Origin of the sequence: Janibacter cremeus (assembly GCF_013409205.1) — a bacterium.
Lineage (GTDB): Bacteria > Actinomycetota > Actinomycetes > Actinomycetales > Dermatophilaceae > Janibacter > Janibacter cremeus.
Map to the genome: position 1 here is coordinate 1,288,477 of NZ_JACCAE010000001.1, position 18,674 is coordinate 1,307,150.

An 18,674-nucleotide genomic window follows, 5' to 3' on the forward strand; every position below is an offset into this window, starting at 1 on the left:
GCGACGGGAGCGGCCTCGGCGGTGCCCACGACCACCCCGAGGGCAGTTACCCTGTCTCAGGCGCTTCGGCGTCAGGCCTCCGTAGCTCAGGGGAAGAGCACTTCTCTCCTAAAGAAGGTGTCGCTGGTTCGATTCCAGCCGGGGGCGCCGCACCCAGCAGTGCGTACGGCGTTGTGCGCACCTGACCAACGAAATTTCGGGGGCCAGGCACACTGAACGCCGTCACCCTGCGTGCCGGGCGGAGAATTTCGTGAGCACCGACCTCAAGAACCAAGTCGCCAGCCAGTAAACTGGGATCCCGTCCCCGGACCGCCTCGAGAGGCCCTCGTGACCCTGCTGCTGCTCGCCCACTTCGTGGCGGCAGTGGTGGCGCCCGGTTTGGCCAAGCTCATCGACCGGCGCTCCTTCCTGGTTCTGGCGCTCGTGCCGGGCGTGGCCTTCGCGTGGCTGCTCGCCCAGACATCGACCATCTCCGACGGCGGCGTCATCACCGAGAACGTCGAGTGGGTGCCCTCGCTCGGCATGGACTTCACCCTCCAGCTCGGGATCCTGCAGTGGTTGCTGGGCCTGCTCGTCACCGGGGTCGGCGCCCTCTCCCTGATCTACTGCGCCTGGTACTTCCGCCGTGACGACCCCAGCCTCTGGCGATTCACGGGCGTCTTCATCGCCTTCGCCGGCGCGATGTTCGGCCTCGTCCTCGCCGACAACCTGCTGGCGCTGTACGTCTTCTGGGAACTGACGACGATCTTCAGCTACACCCTCATCGGACACAACCCGGTGCGCTCGGCCAACCGTCGCTCGGCCACGCAGGCACTGCTCGTGACCACCTTCGGCGGGCTGGCCATGCTCGTCGGCACCATCATCCTCGGCGAGACCTCCACCTACACGATCAGCGATCTGCTCGCCGACCCGCCCGCTGCCGACACCCTGACGACGACCGCGGTCCTGCTCGTCCTCGTCGGTGCCCTGACGAAGTCCGCGCAGATCCCCTTCCACTTCTGGCTGCCCGGCGCGATGGCCGCACCGACTCCGGTCAGCGCGTACCTACACGCGGCCTCGATGGTCAAGGCGGGCATCTACCTGATCCTGCTGCTGGCCCCGGTCTTCGCCGCCACCCCCGGATGGCGGGTCCTGACGATCGGACTGGGCATCGGCACGATGCTCATCGGCGGCTGGCGCGCCCTGCGGCAGGACGACCTCAAGCTCCTGCTCGCCTACGGCACCGTCAGCCAGCTGGGCATGATGACCGCGTTGGCGGGAGTGGGGAGCAAGGCCGCGGCGCTGGCCGCGGTCGCACTCGTCCTCTCGCATGCGCTCTTCAAGTCCACCCTCTTCTTCACCGTCGGCATCATCGACAAAGGAACCGGGACCCGTGACCTGACCGAGCTGCACGGCCTCGGCCGGCGCCTGCCGGTGCTGGCCATCGCGGCCACGATCTCGGCGGCCTCGATGGCGGGTCTGCCGCCGCTCATCGGCTTCGTCGCCAAGGAGTCCGCCCTCGCCGCGTCCGTCGAATCCATCGACTCTCCCCTGGGCGCCTGGGGCGGCGCCTTCCTGGTCCTCGGCCTCGGGCTCGGCTCGATCCTGACCGCCGCCTACTCGTTGCGCTTCCTCTGGGGCGCGTTCATCACGAAGTCGACGACGGGCGCCGCCCCCAGCCCCACCCCCTTCGCCGCCTCGAACGCGCTCCTCATCGCCCCGGTGGTCCTCGCCACCCTGACCGTCGTCGAGGGCTTCATGGGCGGCTGGCTCACCGAGACCTTCGCTCCGCACGTCGAGACCCTGCCCGGCAGCACGCCGGAGGAGCTCGCCCTGTGGCACGGCTTCACCCCCGCCCTCGGGCTGTCCGCCCTGGCCATCGCCGGCGGTGCGCTCCTCTTCGTCTGGCGAGCCCCCTTCGCCCGCATGCAAGCCGCCCTGCCGCGCATCGTCGACGCCGAGCGGGTCTATCAGCGGTTCATGCGTGCCCTCGACCGCTTCGCCGTCGAGGTCACCGCTCTCTCGCAGGGCGGGTCACTGCCGACCTACCTCGGCACGATCTTCGGCGTGGTCATCCTCCTGCCCGGCATCGTCGCCGCCACCACCCTGTCCGGCTCGTCGGTGCGGATGTGGGACACCATCACCCAAGCTGTCGTCGCGCTCTTCATCATCGCGGCCACGATCCTCGCGGTCCGCTCGCGCAACCGCCTGCAGTCGGTGATGTTCGTCGGGCTCACCGGCTACGGGCTCGCGGTGCTCTTCCAGGTGCACGGCGCACCGGACCTGGCGCTGACGCAGATCCTCGTCGAGACCTTCTCGCTCGTGCTCTTCGTCCTCGTCCTGCGCAAGCTGCCCACGAACTTCCGGCCCCGCCCCCGCAGCACCCGCCACCCCTGGCGCCGGTACTGGCGCATGGTGCTCGCCGGCAGCCTCGGCGCCGCAGTGAGCATCCTGACCGTCGTCGCCGCCAACGCACGGCTCGAGGCGCCGATCTCCACGGCCTTCCCGAAGGCGGCCTACGACTTCGGTCACGGCCGCAACGTCGTCAACGTGACCCTCGTCGACATCCGCGCCTGGGACACCCTCGGCGAGATCACCGTCCTGGTCGCCGCAGCCACCGGCATCGCCAGCCTCGTCTTCCTGCGCTCCTACGACATCGAGCGCACCTGGACCCGGCGTGGTGACTACGAGAAGACGGTCGCCTCGACCGTCTCCCGCGAGCGCCGCTCGGTCATCCTCGAGACCGCCACCCGACTGGTCTTCCACGTGATGATCGCGCTGTCGCTCTACCTGCTCTTCGCCGGGCACAACCAAGCCGGTGGTGGCTTCGCGGGAGGCCTCACCCTCGGGCTCGCACTACTCGCCCGGTACCTCGCGGGTGGCCGCTACGAGCTCGACCACGCCGCCCCCGTGGACGCCGGCGCCGTGCTCGGGGCCGGCCTGGCCGTGTCCGCGATCGCCGCGCTGCTCCCCCTCGCCTTCGGTGGGACCGTCCTGCAGTCCTACGTCGTGGACGTGACCCTGCCGATCTGGGGCGAGGTCACCTTCGTCACCGCGCTGATCTTCGACATCGGCGTCTACCTCATCGTCACCGGGCTCGCGCTCGACGTCGTGCGCTCCCTCGGCTCCGGCGTGGACCGCCAAACCGAGGAGGACCGGATCGCCGCATGAATGCCATCGAACCCAGCCTCACCCTCGTCATCGTCGGCGGAGTCCTCGTTGCTGCCGGGGCGTACCTCCTGCTGGAGCGGGCCCTGACCCGGGTCCTGCTCGGCCTCGTCCTGGCCAGCAACGGCGTCACCACCTTGTATCTCGTGGCCTCCGGCCCGGCGAAGGGGGCACCCTTCGTCGGCGCACGCCCACCGGAGGAGATGAGTGACCCCCTCCCGCAGGCGATGGTGCTCACCGCGATCGTGATCGCGCTGGCATCAGTCGCCTTCGTGCTGTCGCTGGCCTACCGGCAGTGGCGCATCACCGGCAGCGACGACGTGCCCGACGACGCCGAGGACGAGCTGATCAAGCGGCTCGCGGAGCGTGACCAGACGTCGAGCACCTACGACCCGGACACCCAGTCCACCACCGAGGCAGACGAGGAGGACGCCACCGCATGAGCATGGTCAACGCCCTCCCCCTGCCCGTGCTGCTTCCGTTGCTCGGCGCGGCCCTGGCCTTGGTGGCCCGTCGCTCCCCACGGGCGCAGGTCGCCATCAGCCTCCTGGTGCTCAGCGCCAGCCTCGCCGTCGCCATCCTGCTGATGTGGCACACCCACACCCACGGGCCGATGGCGCTGTGGCTCGGAGCGTGGAGCGAGCCGTTGGGCATCGCCCTCGTCGCCGACCGGCTCTCGGCGCTGATGCTGCTCGTGAGCAGCTTCGTCATCCTGACCGTGCTGGTCTTCGCCATCGGACAGGGTGTCGCCGACGGTGACGAGGACTCCCCGCTGGCGATCTACTTCCCCACCTACCTCGTCCTCTCGGCCGGCGTGTCCAACGCCTTCCTCGCCGGGGACCTGTTCAACCTCTTCGTCAGTTTCGAGATGCTGCTCTTCGCCTCGTTCGTGCTGCTCACCCTCGGGGGCAGTGGCACGCGGATCCGCGCGGGGACCACCTACGTCATCGTCTCGATGGTTTCCTCCTTCCTCTTCCTCGTCGCCGTCGCCGGCGTCTACGCGGCCGCCGGCACGGTCAACCTGGCACAGCTGTCCGTGCGTCTGCCCGACATCGACTCGAGAGTCGCGCTGGCCCTGCAGCTGCTGCTGCTCACCGTGTTCGGGATCAAGGCCGCGATCTTCCCGATGTCCGCATGGTTGCCGGACAGCTACCCCTCCGCGTCCGCCCCGGTCAGCGCGGTCTTCGCCGGCCTGCTGACCAAGGTCGGCGTCTACGCGATCATCCGGACCCAGTTCCTGCTCTTCCCCGACTCCCCGTTGGAGCACCTGATCATGGGCGCCGGCCTGGTGACGATGCTCGTCGGCATCCTCGGGGCCGTGGCCCAACCGGGCATCAAGAGGATGCTCTCCTTCACCCTCGTCAGCCACATCGGGTACATGCTCTTCGGCATCGGGCTGGCCACCGAGGCGGGGCTGTCGGCAGCGGTCTTCTACGTCGCCCACCACATCACCGTGCAGACCGCGCTCTTCCTCATCGCAGGTCTGATCGAGCGCGCCGGCGGGTCGACGATCATCGACCGGCTCGGCGGGCTGGCGGCCGGCGCGCCCGGTCTGGCCTTCCTCTTCTTCGTCCCCGCGATGAACCTTGCCGGCATCCCGCCCTTCTCCGGCTTCGTCGGCAAGGTCGCGCTCATCCAGGCCGGTGTCGAGGTCGGTGGGGCGGCGGCATGGCTGCTCATCATCGGCTCGGTCGTCACCTCCCTGCTGACCCTCTACGCCATCGCCAAGACCTGGAGCTATGCCTTCTGGCGGCCACGCCAGGAGGGCACGGAACACCAGACGCTCGAGATGCCGGCGCTCACCCCGTCCTGGGGTCGCCTCAGTGACGCCATCGGAGCCGCGGTCGTTGCCCAGCGCCCCCAGACGCCGATCACTCCCCCGACCAAGGCCGTCCCCGTGCGCCGCGACATGCCACCGGCGATGTTCGGCGGGGCAGCCGCCGTGGTCGCCTTCAGCATCGGGCTCTCCCTCTTCGCCGGGCCGCTCTTCCGCTACACGGACGCGGCCGCGGAGCAGATGATCACCCGCGACTCCTACGTCCAGGTCGTGCTGCCGATGGAGGAGGGACGATGAGCCCCCGCCGGATCGGCCAGCACATCTCCTCGCGCACCCGCGGTGGATTCCAGCCACGGGCGATCATCGCGCTCGCCCTCGTCTGGGTCCTGCTGTGGGACCGGATTTCCCTCGGCAACGCCATCAACGGCCTGATCATCGGTGCGGTGATCACCCAGATCTTCCCGCTGCCGTCGATCCAGTACTTCGGACGGATCCACCCTTGGCGTCTCCTCGTGCTGACCGCCCGCTTCTTCGTCGACCTCGTCAGCGCGGCGATCGAGGTCAGCATCGCCACGGTGGACCACCGTCCGCCCAGGGGCGGGTCGATCGTCGAGGTGCACTTGCGGGTGCGCAACGAGCTGTACATGACGATCATCTCCGCACTCGTCTCCCTGGTGCCCGGGTCGATCGTCGTCGAGGCTCGTCGCACGGCCAACGTCCTCTACGTCCACGGCTTCCACGTCACCACCCCCGAGGGGCTCGAGGAGCTGCGCCAGGACGTCCTCGACGTCGAGACCCGTGTCGTGCGCGCGCTCGGGTCCGCCGAGGAGCTCGAGGCCGTCATGGGCACGAGCAGGAAGGAGAGCGCATGAGCATCATCCTCGGCATCGCCATGGGGCTGCTCCTCGCGGCCGCCGGCCTCGCCCTGACCCGCGTCGCACTCGGCCCGACCAACCTCGACCGGGCCCTGTGCCTGGACGTCGTCATCGTCATCATCACCGGCATCCTTGCCACCCAGATCGTGCGCAGTGAGGACGCCTCCTCGCTGCCGATCCTCGTCGTCTTCAGCCTCACCGGCTTCGTCGGCTCGGTGTCCGTGGCCCGCTTCATGGGCCGGAAGGAGGATTCGGAGTGAACTGGACCGCCCTCTTCGACATCGCCGGCGCCATCTCGTTGCTGCTCGGCGCCCTGCTCGCGTTCATCGGCGCGGTCGGTCTGGTCCGCCTGCCCGACCTCTTCGCCCGCATGCACTCCGCCACGAAGCCGCAGACCCTCGGCCTGCTGCTCATCCTCCTGGGACTGGCCCTGACCGTGCGCACCTGGGGCGCCGTGGCCACCCTGCTGATCGTCATCGGCGCCCAGGGCCTGACCGCCCCCGTCGCCGCCCACATGCTCGGCCGCGCCGGCTACCGCAGCGGCACCACCGAGGAGGACCTACTCCACATCGACGAGCTGGGCGAGGCCTACCGCCGCATGCAGCGATGAGCGCCCGCCCGGACACGACGAAGGGGGCGAAGGGAGAGTATCCCTTCGCCCCCTTCATGGAGGTCGATCAGACGCGGCCGTAGCCGGAGACCCCGCCGAAGACCGGGCGGACGGAGACCGACTTGCCGCTGCTGGGCGCGTCGATCATCATGCCGTTGCCGAGGTAGATACCCACGTGGTAGGCGGGCGACCCGAAGAAGACGAGGTCACCCGGCTGCGGGTTGGACACGGGGGTGGTGGCGGCCTGCTGCGCGGTGGTCACGCGGGGCAGGGACTTCCCCGCCTTGCCGAAGACGTACTGGGTGAAGCCCGAGCAGTCGAAGCCGGACGGAGTGCTGCCGCCGTAGACGTAGGGCGTACCGACGTACTGCTTGGCGATGCCGATGACGCCACCGGAGGACGGGGCCGGAGCCGAGGCAGGGGCGGGCGCCGAGGTGCTGGACTGCGACGAGCTGCTCTCCGAGGGGGCCTGGCGCTCCTGTGAACGGCTCGGGGACGACTCCTGGCGCGCCTCGGCCTGCTCGTCGGCTCCGCTCTGGGCAGCTGCCTCGGTCTGGGTGGCCTCTTCCTCGGCCTGACGCTCGGCGGCCTCGCGCTCGGCGGCCTGGCGCTCGGCGCGCTCACGCAGCTCCGCCTCGGTGGGGCCGGTCGGCTTGGCGACCGGCTCGACGCCGACCTTGCCGAAGGACTTGGTCGCCTTCGCGGAGGACTTCGCCGCCGGGGCGGTCACGGCAGTGCTCTGCTCCAGGGCCACGACGGCTTGGTCGGACCCGCCGGTCTGCACTGCGCTGACGACCTGCGACGCGCTCTCCGTGGTGTCGACGGGGCTGGCCTGCGCGGGGATGGCGATCGCGGCAACGAGACCACCGGAGGCGGCGAGGACGGCCGAACCCTTGGCCAGCGGCGTGCCGGCCTCGGTGATGATCTGGCCGAGCTCGGTGGCCGGGTTGTAGCGACCGGGGGCGCGGTGGCGCCCGACGTTGTGGGACACAGTTCTCTACCTCTCCCGCCTACGAGGTCAGCTGTCGGGTTCGGGCCAGAGGTGCGGCCCGGTCCCGTGGCGGCACATCACCGAGGTGATGTGTCTCCGCGGGACTTCACCCCAAGGAGCATCTGCGATGCCCCGGTGTGGGTCCCCCGCTCCTGCCAAGCGGTGTTCGTCAAAGCCCGTCAGTCGCGGTGGCAGGACTCGGCGCCGCTCGACGGATCCGCCCAGGGGAGGCGGACGACCCGACGGTACATGGAGATCACGGACATGTCACGCCAAGGTCACGGTAGTCACCGGGCGAGGTCATGACGTCACCGTGCAACGGACTCCACGAAGACGTGATCGGCGACGCCACGCGGCAGCGAGACCGCGTCGGCGGCGTCCGCCCCGTCACGCTGGACGACCACCCGCTCCTCGTCGTCGACCGAGACCTGGACGACCACTCCGGGGTGCAACTGGGCAGCGGTGAGCAGGCTCAGGGCGTCGGTGTCGACCTGCGCCGTCTCGCCGATGCGCCGCACGCGGAAGTCCCCCGTGAGGTCCTGCTCCACGATCTCGCTCAGGCTGGACAGACCCTCCAGGTAGTCGATGACCTCGTCCTCGCCGCTGAGCAACTCGTCCAGACCGGGGATCGGGGTCCCGTAGGGCGACTCGCGGTGGTCGGGCAGGATCCCGAGGATCTTGCGCTCCACCCGCTCGCTCATCACGTGCTCCCACCGGCAGGCCTCCTCGTGGACGAACTCCCAGTCGAGGCCGATGATGTCGACGAGCAGGCGCTCGGCCAGGCGATGCTTGCGCATGACCCGCGTCGCCAGCTTCTGGCCCTCCTCCGAGAGCACGAGCTGACGATTGGCCCCGAGGCTGACGAGTCCGTCACGCTCCATGCGCGCGATCGTCTGCGAGACGGTCGGGCCCGAGTGGCCCAGGCGCTCGGCGATGCGCGCCCGCATCGGAGGGATGCCCTCCTCCTCGAGCTCGAAGATCGTGCGGAGGTACATCTCCGTGGTGTCGATGAGATCCTTCACACGGCCCATCATGCCTTGTCCGTCCAGCCTTCGGCCCGGACCGCAGACCGGTTCGGCCATCCGCGCCGGCCAGAGCCGTCGGGGCCGGCCACCGGCAGCTGGACTCCCTTCGGCGGGTCGATAGGTTGGCGTGGTGCACACCACATCCTTGTCGACGACCGTCTCCGACCACCGCGCCGGCCCTCCGGGGTGCGGCAACGGTGGGTGGGTCTGCGGGCTGCTCGTCGAGCGCCTCGACGACCTCGTCCCGGCGGAGGGGGGTGCGCTATCGGCGACGGTGCGCCTGACCGCCCCCACCCCCGTGAACCACCCGCTGCGTTGGGAGGTCGACGGCGACGTCACCGACCCCGACGAGCTCGCCGTCCACCTGCTGCACGAGGAGACCCTGCTCGGGACCGCGCACCGCTCAGAAGGCCCTTCCGGCCTCGCCGTCCCCGCCCCGGTCACCCTCGAGGAGGCCCGCACCGCCGCCGCCGCGTTCGACCCCACCGGGCACCCCTTCACCGGCTGCTACGTGTGCGGCCCCGACGCCCCCGACGGCCTGCACGTCTACGCCAGCCCGGTCGACTCGCGCCCCGGCCTGCTCGCCTCCCCCGTGACCCTGGACGAAGGGGGTCTGCCGCCCGTCCTCGCCGCGCTCGACTGTCCGGGCGCCTTCGCCTGCGGGATCGATGAGGACCCGCTGCTGCTGGGCACCTTCGTCACGACGGTCCACGAGGAGGTGCCCCGGGACCGCGAGCTCGTCGTGCTGGCCTGGTCGACCGGCCGGGAGGGACGCAAGCGCTGGTCGGGCACCGCCCTCTACGACGGCGACCGGCTGCTCGCGAGCGCTGCCGCGACATGGATCGCCGTCCCCCGCGACCTCATCCCCGGCACCGCCCCGGCAGCCTGAACCCCCTTCGCCATCGAGGAGACCCCATGCCCCGTCCGCTCGCCCTCGTCACCGGCGCCAGCTCCGGCATCGGCGCCGCCACCGCACGCGCCCTGGCCGCCGCCGGCCACGAAGTGGTCTGCGCCGCCCGCCGCACCGACCGGATCACCGAGCTCGCCGACGAGATCGACGGTCGTGCCGTCACCTGCGACGTCACGGACCCTGCCTCGGTGACGGCGCTGGCCGCGCAGGTCGGCGACCGGCTCGACGTCCTGGTCAACAACGCCGGCGGCGCGTACGGCCTCGACCCGGTCGCCACGGCCGACATCGAGGACTGGCGCACGATGTACGAGATCAACGTCATCGGCACCCTGCGGATGGTCCAGGCGCTGCTGCCCGCGCTCGTCGCCGGCGAAGGGATCATCGTCAACGTCGGCTCCACCGCCGGCCGCATCTCCTACGAGGGCGGGGCCGGGTACACCGCCGCCAAGCACGGCCTGGCCACGATGACCGAGACGCTGCGCCTGGAGCTGGTCGACCAACCGGTGCGGATCACCGAGATCGCGCCGGGGATGGTCCACACGGAGGGCTTCTCGCTCACCCGCTTCAAGGGCGACGCCGAGCGCGCGGAGAGGGTCTACGACGGCGTCGCCGAGCCACTCGTCGCGCAGGACGTCGCCGACGCCATCACCTGGATGGCCACCCGCCCCCCGCACGTCAACGTCGACCTGATGGTGATCAAGCCACGTGCGCAGGCCGCCCAGCACAAGGTCCACCGGGAGTAGGAAGGAACGCAGATGCAACTGCAGTCACCGAAGGTCCCCGAGTCCGTCTTCACCTATGCCGCACCGAAACTGAAGTTCGGGCCCGGCGCCGTCGACGAGATCGGCCACGACATCGCCGCCCTCGGCGCCCGCACCGTCCTCGTGGTCACCGACCCCCAGCTGGTCGCGACCGGTCACCCGGAACGGGTGGCGCAGGCGCTGCGGTCGGCCGGGTTGTCGGCGCAGGTGCACGACTCGGCCGCGGTCGAGCCGAGCGACGCCTCACTGGCCGCGGCGGTCGAGCGGGCGAAGGGGGGTCCCCGCCCCGACGTCGTCGTCGCCGTCGGTGGTGGGTCGAGCATCGACACGGCCAAGGCGGTGTCCCTGCTGCTCAGCAACCCCGGCGAGCTGATGGACTACGTCAACGCACCCGTCGGGGGTGGCCGTGCACCGCAGCGCCCGGTGCTGCCGGTCGTCGCGGTCCCGACGACGACCGGTACGGGCAGCGAGTCGACGACCATCTGCGTCCTCGACGTGCTCGCAGCCAAGGTCAAGACCGGCATCAGCCACGAGCGCCTGCGCCCGGTCCTCGCGGTCGTCGACCCGGAGCTGACCGCGACCCAGCCGCCCGGAGTCACCGCCTCGGCCGGGATGGACATCCTCTGCCACGCACTCGAGTCGTGGACCGCCCGGCCGTACTCGAGCTACGAGCACAAGAGCGCCGACCAGCGGGTGCCCTACTGCGGGTCCAACCCGATCGCGGACATGTACGCGGAGAAGGCGATGCGCCTGCTCGCCGGGGCGTTCCGGTCCGCGGTCGCGGGTGACGACTCGGCGCGGACCGACATGGCGCTGGCGGCGACCTTCGCGGGGATGGGCTTCGGCAACGCGGGCGTGCACGTGCCGCACGCCAACGCCTACCCGGTCGCCGGTCGCGTCCACGACATCGGCTCCGACTTCCGACCCGCGGGGTACGACGCCAGCGAGGCGATGGTCCCGCACGGGATGGCGGTCGCGTCAACGGCACCGGCGGCCTTCGAGATGACCTTCGACGCCAACCCGGAGCGGCACCTCACGGCCGCGGCCTGGCTCGACCCGCAGGGACTCGATGCGCACGTCGCCGCTCCCCAGCGGCTGTCGGCCGTGCTGCGGCGGCTCATGCGCGACATCGACCAGCCCTCGGGCCTGGCGGAGATCGGCTACGGCGACGCGGACGTCGACGGGATCGTCTCCGGGACGATGCAGCAGCAGCGCCTGCTCGCCACCGCCCCGCGCCAGGTCACCGAGGAGGACATCGCCGGAGTCATCCGGGCGTCGATGCACCACTGGTAGGTGGCCTGCTCGTAGACCGTGGGTGGAGGATCGCGCTCGTCCTTGGCGCACCGCCCGGACTCGTTGGTCTGGCCCGAGCCTTGTCGTGACGGTCCGGGCGGTGGCCTGAGTCGGACGAACCCGACCCTCCACCCGCTCCAGTGGTAGCGGGCGATGTGTGGTGTCCGTCCGACTCAGGCCGAAGTCCGCACTCTGCACTCACGCGACGGATGTACCTGCTCGTGCGGACTTCGCGCCAAGGACGGGCACCATCCGTCGCCCGCGGACGCGCCGGACCGCGTCAGGGTTGCAGGCGCTCGACCCGCCAGGCGCTCGCGTCGTCGAGGCCACCGTCACCCACGCGCGTCCAGCGGAAGCGGTCGTGCAGGCGGTTGCTGCGGCCCGCCCACGCCTCGAGCTCGTCACAGACGATCCGCCAGCCGCCCCAGAACTGCGGCCGTGGCACCTCCTGGCCCTCGAAACGTGCCTCGACCTCGGCCCACGCCCGCTCGAGCGACTCCCGGCCCTCGATCGGCGCGGACTGGTGCGAGACCCACGCGCTGAGCTGGGAGCCGCGCGGACGCTCGGCGAAGTAGGCGTCGATCTCGCTCTCGCCGACCTGCTCGGCCCGCCCACGGAAGCGGATCGCCCGAAACATCGACGGCCAGGTCAGCGTCGCGGCGAGGACCGGCGCGGTCTGCAGCTGGCGGGACTTCGTCGAGTCGAGGTTGGTGACGAAGCCGGGACCGGTCGGGTCGAGGAAGCGCATGAGCACCGTGCGCACGTCCGGCCGGCCGTGCGAGTCGACCGTCGCCACCGCGATGGACAGCGGCTCGGGGACGTCACCGCGGCCTGCCTGCCGCGCGCGGGCGGCGTCGATCCACGTCGTCACCAGGGCGAAGGGAGCAGCCGGCACCTCTTCCTCGGCCAGGCCCTCGCCGGGGTAGTCGACGTGGTCCGGGCTCGGCGGGGTGCGCGGGATGATCCCGTCGGGGGAAGCGCTCATGGCGTCAGCGTACGGCTGTGGCTTCGAGACGCTTGCTGCGCAAGCTCCTCAGCCAACGTGGGTCCAGACGCCCCTCAGCCAACGTGGGTCCAGACGCCCCTCAGCCGGCGTGGGTGGGGTGGGACGCCCGGACCACTCTGGGCGTCAGCCACGTCCACACCGTCGCGGCACCGGCCGGTGAGAAGTGCACCGTGTCCTTGTACAGCGGGATGTCGTTGACTTCCTCGGTGTAGCCCTCGGAGCACAGCGCGCCGTGCAGGTCGAGGAGCTCGCGCTCGACGCCCTCGGTCGGGTCGGCGCCCTCTCCCTCTCCCTTCGCCCACGCGGTGACGGTCTCGTTGACCCAGGCAATGTTGGCCGGGTCGGAGATCGGACCGGCGAACTGCCGCAGGGCGGGGTCGAGCTTGTTGGGGTCGACCTGCCGACAGGGCATCGTGGCGATCTGCACGTGGGTGACACCGGCCCCCTTCGCCTGCTGCTCGATGTCGGTGAGGGTGCGCTTGATCAGCCGGGCAGCCTGCGGGCTGCGCGACTCGACGAGTTCGCCGTCGACCTCGTGCTCGCCGATGAACTGGACGCCGGGGAGCACCAGGAGGCTCGTGGAGCCGGCTTCCTCGACCTGCCCGGGCCAGTCGTCGCGCCACTCGTCGCAGCCATCGAACTGCGGCATCGGCTCACCGTTCGCGATGAGCGGGGCGTCGATGAGGTCGCAGCCGATCCGGGCCTGGTTGCTCAGGGCCACGCCGGGATAGTCCTCGCCTCGCCAGCCCTTGGCCAGGGAGACCCCCACGGAGTCGCCGAGCAGGGCGATGTCGACCGGCGGGTCGGCCCGCGTGAACTCGCCGTCGGAGGCAAGCAGCGGCGGCACGTCGAGGTCGGCCGTGCTGACCGGCCGAGTGAAGGTGAACCCAGCGAGCACTGCCACCACGGCGGTCGCAGCCACCGGGACCGCCCACACGGGCGTGCCGGCACGGCGACGGGCTCGCACCCGACGACCAGCCGGGCGCCGGCGTAGACCGGCGGGCAGGAGCACCCCGAAGCCGTGCTGGAGCACCGGCACCTCGAGCCACCTGAAGGAGACGAACGCGACACCGACCGTCACCGCGAGCTGGACGACCACCGAGACGGCCAGGGGCAGCCCCTCCAGGACCGGACCCAGCCAGAGATGGATCGGCCAGTGGTAGAGGTAGAGGCCGTAGGTCATCTGGCCCAGCAGCACGGCCGGTGGCCATCCGGCGATGCGGTTGATCAGCATCGGGCGCGGGTCGGTAGCAGTCATCCCCATCATCCCGGCGCCGATCGCGAAGAGGAGCATCCCGCCGCTGGTGAAGAGCCACTCGCTGCGCGGGCCCACGATGAAGAAGGCGGACAGGGAGATGACGAACCCGAGCAGGCCGACCGCCTGCGTCACGGGGAGCGAAGGGCGCCGCCCCAGTCGTCCGCGATGGTCCCGCCCCAGGAGAACGGCCATCCCCGCGCCGACGAGGAGGGCCTGCGCGCGCGTATCGGTGCCGTAGTAGAGGCGGGAGAAGTCGACCCCGGAGCCGGCGAGATGGGCGCTCCACCAGGCGGAGGCCAGGGCGAGCGCGGCGACGACGACGAGACGACCGGTGCGACTGCGTCGGAAGAGAAGGAAGAGCAGCGCCACGAGCGCCGGGACGAGCAGGTAGAACTGCTCCTCCACGCCGAGGGTCCACGCGTGGCGCAGCGGCGAGGGGTTGCCGACCTGCTCGAAGTACGTGTCCTCCAGGCTGACCAGGCGCCAGTTCTGCACGAAGCCCAGGGTGGCGAGCACGTCGCCCGCGTCGCGGTGCCGGTTGGCGGACCCCGCGAAGAGGCCGGAGACGAGGATCGCCGAGCAGGTCACGAGCAGCGCGGGCAGCAGGCGCTCGGCCCGCCGTCGGTAGAAGCGCAGGACGTCGATGGTGCCGTTCTTGGCGAACTCGGAGATGAGCAGCCGCGTGATCAGGTACCCGGAGAAGGCGAAGAAGTGGTTGATGCCGACCCAGCCGCCGACGAGCGCCGTGACCCCGAAGTGGTAGAGCAGCACGAGGACGACGAACAGTCCGCGGTACCCGTCCAGGGCCGCGAGCCGCTGCGTACCGGCCGAGGTGGTCAGCCCCCCGGTGATGCGGGTCAGGCTCATGAACCCGCCTGCTGGTAGTTCTCGCTGACCCGGCCGAGGAGGAAGTTCCAGATCATCGGGGTCGCCTCGGGCGAGAAGTGCAGGTAGTCGTTGAAGACCTCGATGCCGTCGATCTCCTCCTGGTAGCCCTGCGAGCACAGCGCCCGGTGCAGGTCGATCAGCTCGACGTCGTCGTACCCCGCGGCCCAGTCCTCGACAAGGGTGTTGATCATCACCGGCTCCTTGTACTCCTGCACGATCTTCGGGCTGGAGTCGAAGACGACGCGGAACTCCTCGGGGATCGACTCCTTGACCGGCTTGCGGCAGGGGACGTTGACGAGCTGCACCTGCTCGGCGCCGGCAGCCATCGCCTCGTCGTGCACCGTGTCGAGCCGGTCGGTGATCAGCTGGAGGTAGTCGTCGTCGTCGAGCCAGAGCCGCTCGCCGTCGACGACGTGCGGTACGGCCAGCAGCGGCGAGGCGAAGACCAGCAGGACGTCGTCATCGGACTGCTCGAACTGCTGCGGCCACTCCTCCTTCAGCGCGACGCACTCGGGCTGGTTGCCCATCTGGAAGCCCGGCGCCCAGCTCATCGGCTCGGCGAGCAGGTCGCAGCCTTCCTTGGCGTAGTTGTGCACGGTGACGCCGGGGAAGGCGCCCGCCGGGAAGCGGTCAGCGAGGTAGAAGGGGACGGAGTCGCCGTAGACGCCCACGCGGGCCGGGTCCTTCGGCGCGTACTCGGCCTGGCCCTCGACGACCGTCGGTGGCGGGCCGGCCGGCGCGGCGGCGACCGGTGGGGAGCCCGCGGTCTCGGGTGCGCTCTGCGCGACGGCGAAGCCGGTGCCGGCCAGGACGACGATCGGCGTCACGACGGCCGCGGTGGCGCCCGACGTGGACCGCACGGACGGGAAGAGGCCACGCACCCCCTTCGCGATGATGGGACGCTCGACGTAGGTGTAGGAGAGATGGGCGACGCCCACCGTCAGCACTGCACACACCGCGAAGTTCACGACCGCGCTGTCGCTGAGACGGCCGTTGCCGAAGGCCAGCCAGATCGGCCAGTGCCACAGGTACAGCCCGTAGGACATGCGCCCGGCATGGGCCAGCGGTCGCCAACCGAAGACCGTGTGCACCCAGCTGGGGCGCGCGTCGACACAGGCGATGACGAGCAGCGCCGAGCCGAGCGCGAAGAAGAACATGCCGCCGGCGTTGAACATCCACCCCGAGTACGGCCCGACGAGGAGGAAGGAACCGACGCTGGAGACCACGCCGACGATCCCGGCGCCGGTGACCACGGGCCGGGAGAAGGTGGGGACGCGGCCGTTCGCGCCCGGGGCGAGCCACACACCCAGGGCCGCACCGATGAAGAGGGCCTGCGCGCGGGCATCGGTCCCGTAGTAGACGCGCGGGAAGTCGCTGGCGTCGTGGAAGCCGAGCACCGCGGTCCACACCGCGCTCACCACTGCGCCGAGCAGCAGCACGAGGGTGATCAGGCGGCGCGAGCGTGCGAGCACCATGAGGGCGAGGATGACGAAGGGGACGAGGACGTAGAACTGCTCCTCGATGGCCAGCGTCCAGGCATGGCGAAGGGGGGAGGCGCCCCCCTGGGTGCCGAAGTACTGGTCGCCCTCGGCGATGAGGCGCCAGTTCATGACGTAGCCGAGCGTCGCCAGCACGTCGCCGCCGATGGTGCGGCGCACGGTCTCGTCGGCCCAGAGGAAGGCGTAGGTGACGATGAAACCGAGGACGAGGAAGAGCGCCGGCAGCAGTCGGCGGGCGCGGCGCTTGTAGAAGGCGATCGCGTCGATGTCGCCGCGGCTGACCTTCTCCTCCACGAGGATCCGGGTGATGAGGAAGGCGGACAGGACGAAGAAGAGGTTGATGCACACCCACATGCCCGCGAGCTGGTCCACTCCGAAGTGGTAGGCCATGAAGCAGAGCATGAAGAGGCCACGGACGCCGTCCAGCGCCGGGCTGTATCCAAGGCGTGAGCGTGCCACCGCGCTCCTGTCGTGTCTCGTGCGTCGTCCTCCGCCGACCGTCGCGGCGCGCCGTGTGTTGGGGCTCGGGGAATGCTACCCGTCGGTTCCGAGAGGGACAGGGGCGTGCGTCACAGCGGCGAGAGTGCACAATGGGCGCTGCAGACGCTGAACTGGAGGCACAACAATGTCCGACACCGATGTCAAGCACGGGCTCGAGGGCGTCGTCGCCTTCGAGTCCCGTATCGCCGAGCCCGACAAGGCCGGTGGCGCCCTGCGTTATCGCGGCGTCGACATCAACGACCTCGTGGGCAAGGTCTCCTTCGGTCGGGTCTGGGGCCTGCTCGTCGACGACTCCTTCGACCCGGGGCTACCGCCCGCCGAGCCCTTCCCCCTGCCGGTGCACAGTGGTGACATCCGCGTCGACGTCCAGTCCGCACTCGCCCAGCTCGCGCCGCTGTGGGGCTTCCGTCCGCTCCTGGACGTCGATGACACGCAGGTGCGCGATGACCTTGCCCGCGCGTCGGTCATGGCGCTGTCCTTCATCGGCCAGTCCGCGCACGGTCAGGACGAGCCGATGGTCCCGCAGGCACGGGTCGACGAGGGCAGGAACATCGTCGAGCGCTTCATGATCCGGTGGCGCGGCGAGCCGGACCCGAAGCACGTCGAGGCGATCGACGCGTACTTCACGTCCGCGGCCGAGCACGGGATGAACGCCTCCACCTTCACCGCACGCGTCATCGCCTCCACCGGCGCCGACGCTGCTGCCTGTCTCTCCGGCGCGGTCGGCGCGATGTCCGGCCCGCTGCACGGCGGCGCCCCTTCACGCGCCCAGCACATGATCGCGGGTGTCGAGCGCACCGGCGACGCCACGACGTATGTCAAGAACGCGCTGGACAACAAGGAGCGCCTGATGGGCTTCGGGCACCGCGTCTACCGCGCCTACGACCCCCGCGCCGCCGTCCTGCGTGAGACCTGCAAGCGTCTGGGCGCGCCCCGCTACCAGGTCGCCCTCGAGCTGGAGAAGGCCGCCATCGCCGAGCTGGCCGAGCGCTACCCGGACCGCACGATGGAGACGAACGTCGACTACTGGGCGGCGGTCCTGCTGGACTTCGCCGAGGTCCCGGGCGACATGATGACCCCGCTCTTCGTCTGCGCCCGCACCGCCGGTTGGTCCGCGCACGTGCTGGAGCAGAAGCGCACCGGTCGCCTCATCCGCCCGAGCAGCAACTACGTGGGAGCCGGCCCGCGTGCGGTCGCAGACGTCGCCGGCTTCGACCAGCTGCCCACCGCCTGACCCGAAGGAACACCGTGCGACTGACCCCGCCCCTGCTCGCCGCCGCCCTGGCCCTGACCATCGCCGGGTGCGCGGACGGTGGTGCGGGTCCGGGACCGACCGCGCCGCAGAACGAGTCCACGCCGGCGGCGCCGTCCACGTCGTCGGTGGCCACGTCCAAGGACGAGGCCACGCAGTCCGGCTCATCCGCTGACGACGACTCCTCGACGACCTCCCCCCAGGAGTCGTCATCGACGCCGACCGACACGGGCAAGCCCTTCGACCCGGAGGAGTTCACCGGCAAGCTCGAGGCGGCCGTCGACGAGACGCCGACCGTGCACATCGACGTCGAGGTCCGGATGGGCGAGTCCACGAACGCCACGGCCAGCGGTGCCCAGGACCTGTCGCGCAACGCCCTCGACATGGATGTCGACCTGGGTGGGCAGCAGTTGGGCTACCTGCTGGTCGACGGTCAGTACTATCTCGCGCAGCCGCCCAAGTGGGTGCCGGTCGAGGAGGACTCCGACAACCCCATGGTGGGGCAGACCCTGCAGCAGATCCAGATCCTGAGCATGCGCAACCAGCTCGATGCCTTCGTGGCCGGGCTCGAGAAGGCCGGGATCAAGGGCAAGGAGAAGGTCGGCGGGATCCAGACGACGCACTACACCGCCAGCGTCGACTCGCAGCGGGCCCTGGCCGAGCTCGGCATGGAGAAGGCCCCCGGGACGGCCGAGAAGATCCTCTACGACGTCTGGCTCGATGGCGACGACCTCATCCGCAAGATGTCCTTCTCGGCCAACGACGTCTCCGCGGAGGTGACGGCCAGCGAGTGGGGTCAGCCGGTGGACATCAGCGAGCCGAAGTCCTCCGAGATCGCCCAGGTGCCGGATTCCGGGACGCCCTGACCGGCTCGGCCGCTC

Annotated in this window: 16 protein-coding genes, 1 tRNA gene and 1 riboswitch; of the genes, 12 read left to right on the forward strand and 5 right to left on the reverse strand. The window is 70.5% G+C overall.

Annotation, left to right across the window (positions count from 1 at the left end):
- The first annotated feature begins 75 nt into the window (after positions 1 to 75).
- The 7 genes from BJY20_RS06060 (at position 76) to mnhG (ending at position 6,409) form a co-directional block, all read left to right on the forward strand.
- Positions 76 to 147, forward strand: a tRNA-Arg gene (locus BJY20_RS06060).
- A gap of 180 nt (positions 148 to 327) precedes the next feature.
- On the forward strand, positions 328 to 3,150 hold the full coding sequence (locus BJY20_RS06065) for a Na+/H+ antiporter subunit A (RefSeq protein WP_185990698.1): 2,823 nt from the start codon (positions 328 to 330) through the stop codon (positions 3,148 to 3,150).
- Positions 3,147 to 3,590 (forward strand): Na(+)/H(+) antiporter subunit C, encoded by a 444-nt coding sequence (locus BJY20_RS06070; RefSeq protein WP_185990699.1) that lies wholly within the window; start codon positions 3,147 to 3,149, stop codon positions 3,588 to 3,590. Before BJY20_RS06065 ends, BJY20_RS06070 begins: the two co-directional genes overlap by 4 nt.
- Positions 3,587 to 5,221 (forward strand): Na+/H+ antiporter subunit D, encoded by a 1,635-nt coding sequence (locus tag BJY20_RS06075; RefSeq protein ID WP_221935254.1) that lies wholly within the window; start codon positions 3,587 to 3,589, stop codon positions 5,219 to 5,221. Before BJY20_RS06070 ends, BJY20_RS06075 begins: the two co-directional genes overlap by 4 nt.
- Complete coding sequence (locus BJY20_RS06080) at positions 5,218 to 5,796, forward strand: Na+/H+ antiporter subunit E (protein ID WP_185990700.1); 579 nt, start codon at positions 5,218 to 5,220, stop codon at positions 5,794 to 5,796. The genes BJY20_RS06075 and BJY20_RS06080 overlap by 4 nt, the downstream gene beginning before the upstream one ends.
- Positions 5,793 to 6,059, forward strand: coding sequence for an MrpF/PhaF family protein (locus BJY20_RS06085; protein ID WP_185990701.1), 267 nt, complete (start codon positions 5,793 to 5,795; stop codon positions 6,057 to 6,059). Before BJY20_RS06080 ends, BJY20_RS06085 begins: the two co-directional genes overlap by 4 nt.
- Positions 6,056 to 6,409 (forward strand): monovalent cation/H(+) antiporter subunit G, encoded by a 354-nt coding sequence (mnhG, locus tag BJY20_RS06090; RefSeq protein WP_185990702.1) that lies wholly within the window; start codon positions 6,056 to 6,058, stop codon positions 6,407 to 6,409. The genes BJY20_RS06085 and mnhG overlap by 4 nt, the downstream gene beginning before the upstream one ends.
- A 67-nt stretch (positions 6,410 to 6,476) precedes the next feature.
- Here the strand turns inward: mnhG and BJY20_RS16415 are convergent, their stop codons facing one another.
- Positions 6,477 to 7,400, reverse strand: a complete 924-nt coding sequence (locus tag BJY20_RS16415; RefSeq protein WP_185990703.1) for an NlpC/P60 family protein — start codon at positions 7,398 to 7,400, stop codon at positions 6,477 to 6,479.
- Between the two features lies 1 nt (position 7,401).
- A riboswitch (cyclic di-AMP (ydaO/yuaA leader) is annotated at positions 7,402 to 7,575 on the reverse strand.
- A 133-nt stretch (positions 7,576 to 7,708) separates the two neighbouring features.
- Complete coding sequence (locus tag BJY20_RS06100) at positions 7,709 to 8,422, reverse strand: iron dependent repressor, metal binding and dimerization domain protein (RefSeq protein WP_185990704.1); 714 nt, start codon at positions 8,420 to 8,422, stop codon at positions 7,709 to 7,711.
- Between the two features lie 133 nt (positions 8,423 to 8,555).
- On the opposite strand from BJY20_RS06100, the gene BJY20_RS06105 reads away from it, so the two are divergent.
- From BJY20_RS06105 to BJY20_RS06115, 3 genes are read left to right on the forward strand one after another with little or no spacing between them, the layout of a single operon-like run.
- A complete protein-coding gene (locus BJY20_RS06105) occupies positions 8,556 to 9,314 on the forward strand; it encodes a hypothetical protein (RefSeq protein ID WP_185990705.1) in 759 nt (252 codons plus the stop codon).
- A 26-nt stretch (positions 9,315 to 9,340) separates the two neighbouring features.
- A complete protein-coding gene (locus BJY20_RS06110) occupies positions 9,341 to 10,078 on the forward strand; it encodes an SDR family NAD(P)-dependent oxidoreductase (RefSeq protein WP_185990706.1) in 738 nt (245 codons plus the stop codon).
- A 12-nt stretch (positions 10,079 to 10,090) separates the two neighbouring features.
- A complete protein-coding gene (locus BJY20_RS06115; protein ID WP_185990707.1) occupies positions 10,091 to 11,389 on the forward strand; it encodes a hydroxyacid-oxoacid transhydrogenase in 1,299 nt (432 codons plus the stop codon).
- Positions 11,390 to 11,669: 280 nt separating this feature from the next.
- Here the strand turns inward: BJY20_RS06115 and pdxH are convergent, their stop codons facing one another.
- The 3 genes from pdxH to BJY20_RS06130 all read right to left on the reverse strand — a co-directional run bounded on the left by pdxH (position 11,670) and on the right by BJY20_RS06130 (position 16,499).
- Positions 11,670 to 12,374 carry a pyridoxamine 5'-phosphate oxidase gene (pdxH, locus tag BJY20_RS06120; protein WP_185990708.1) on the reverse strand — a complete coding sequence of 235 codons (705 nt, stop codon included), beginning with the start codon at positions 12,372 to 12,374 and terminating at the stop codon, positions 11,670 to 11,672.
- A gap of 100 nt (positions 12,375 to 12,474) precedes the next feature.
- Positions 12,475 to 14,520, reverse strand: coding sequence for an acyltransferase family protein (locus tag BJY20_RS06125; protein WP_185990709.1), 2,046 nt, complete (start codon positions 14,518 to 14,520; stop codon positions 12,475 to 12,477).
- A complete protein-coding gene (locus BJY20_RS06130; RefSeq protein WP_185990710.1) occupies positions 14,517 to 16,499 on the reverse strand; it encodes an acyltransferase family protein in 1,983 nt (660 codons plus the stop codon). Before BJY20_RS06130 ends, BJY20_RS06125 begins: the two co-directional genes overlap by 4 nt.
- Before the next feature lie 166 nt (positions 16,500 to 16,665).
- Between BJY20_RS06130 and BJY20_RS06135 the strand changes: the two genes are divergently transcribed.
- Both BJY20_RS06135 and BJY20_RS06140 read left to right on the forward strand, forming a co-directional pair.
- Positions 16,666 to 17,775 (forward strand): citrate synthase 2, encoded by a 1,110-nt coding sequence (locus BJY20_RS06135; protein ID WP_185990711.1) that lies wholly within the window; start codon positions 16,666 to 16,668, stop codon positions 17,773 to 17,775.
- Positions 17,776 to 17,789: 14 nt separating this feature from the next.
- Positions 17,790 to 18,659, forward strand: a complete 870-nt coding sequence (locus BJY20_RS06140; RefSeq protein ID WP_185990712.1) for an LppX_LprAFG lipoprotein — start codon at positions 17,790 to 17,792, stop codon at positions 18,657 to 18,659.
- Positions 18,660 to 18,674 lie beyond the last annotated feature (15 nt).

Bases quoted from the DNA above. Each gene is read 5' to 3' on its own strand.
- BJY20_RS06070 (WP_185990699.1), top strand. From the start codon at position 3,147: ATGAATGCCATCGAACCCAGCCTCACCCTCGTCATCGTCGGCGGAGTC.
- BJY20_RS06075 (WP_221935254.1), top strand. From the start codon at position 3,587: ATGAGCATGGTCAACGCCCTCCCCCTGCCCGTGCTGCTTCCGTTGCTC.
- BJY20_RS06080 (WP_185990700.1), top strand. From the start codon at position 5,218: ATGAGCCCCCGCCGGATCGGCCAGCACATCTCCTCGCGCACCCGCGGT.
- BJY20_RS06085 (WP_185990701.1), top strand. From the start codon at position 5,793: ATGAGCATCATCCTCGGCATCGCCATGGGGCTGCTCCTCGCGGCCGCC.
- BJY20_RS06110 (WP_185990706.1), top strand. From the start codon at position 9,341: ATGCCCCGTCCGCTCGCCCTCGTCACCGGCGCCAGCTCCGGCATCGGC.
- BJY20_RS06115 (WP_185990707.1), top strand. From the start codon at position 10,091: ATGCAACTGCAGTCACCGAAGGTCCCCGAGTCCGTCTTCACCTATGCC.
- pdxH (WP_185990708.1), bottom strand. From the start codon at position 12,374: ATGAGCGCTTCCCCCGACGGGATCATCCCGCGCACCCCGCCGAGCCCG.
- BJY20_RS06125 (WP_185990709.1), bottom strand. From the start codon at position 14,520: ATGAGCCTGACCCGCATCACCGGGGGGCTGACCACCTCGGCCGGTACG.
- BJY20_RS06135 (WP_185990711.1), top strand. From the start codon at position 16,666: ATGTCCGACACCGATGTCAAGCACGGGCTCGAGGGCGTCGTCGCCTTC.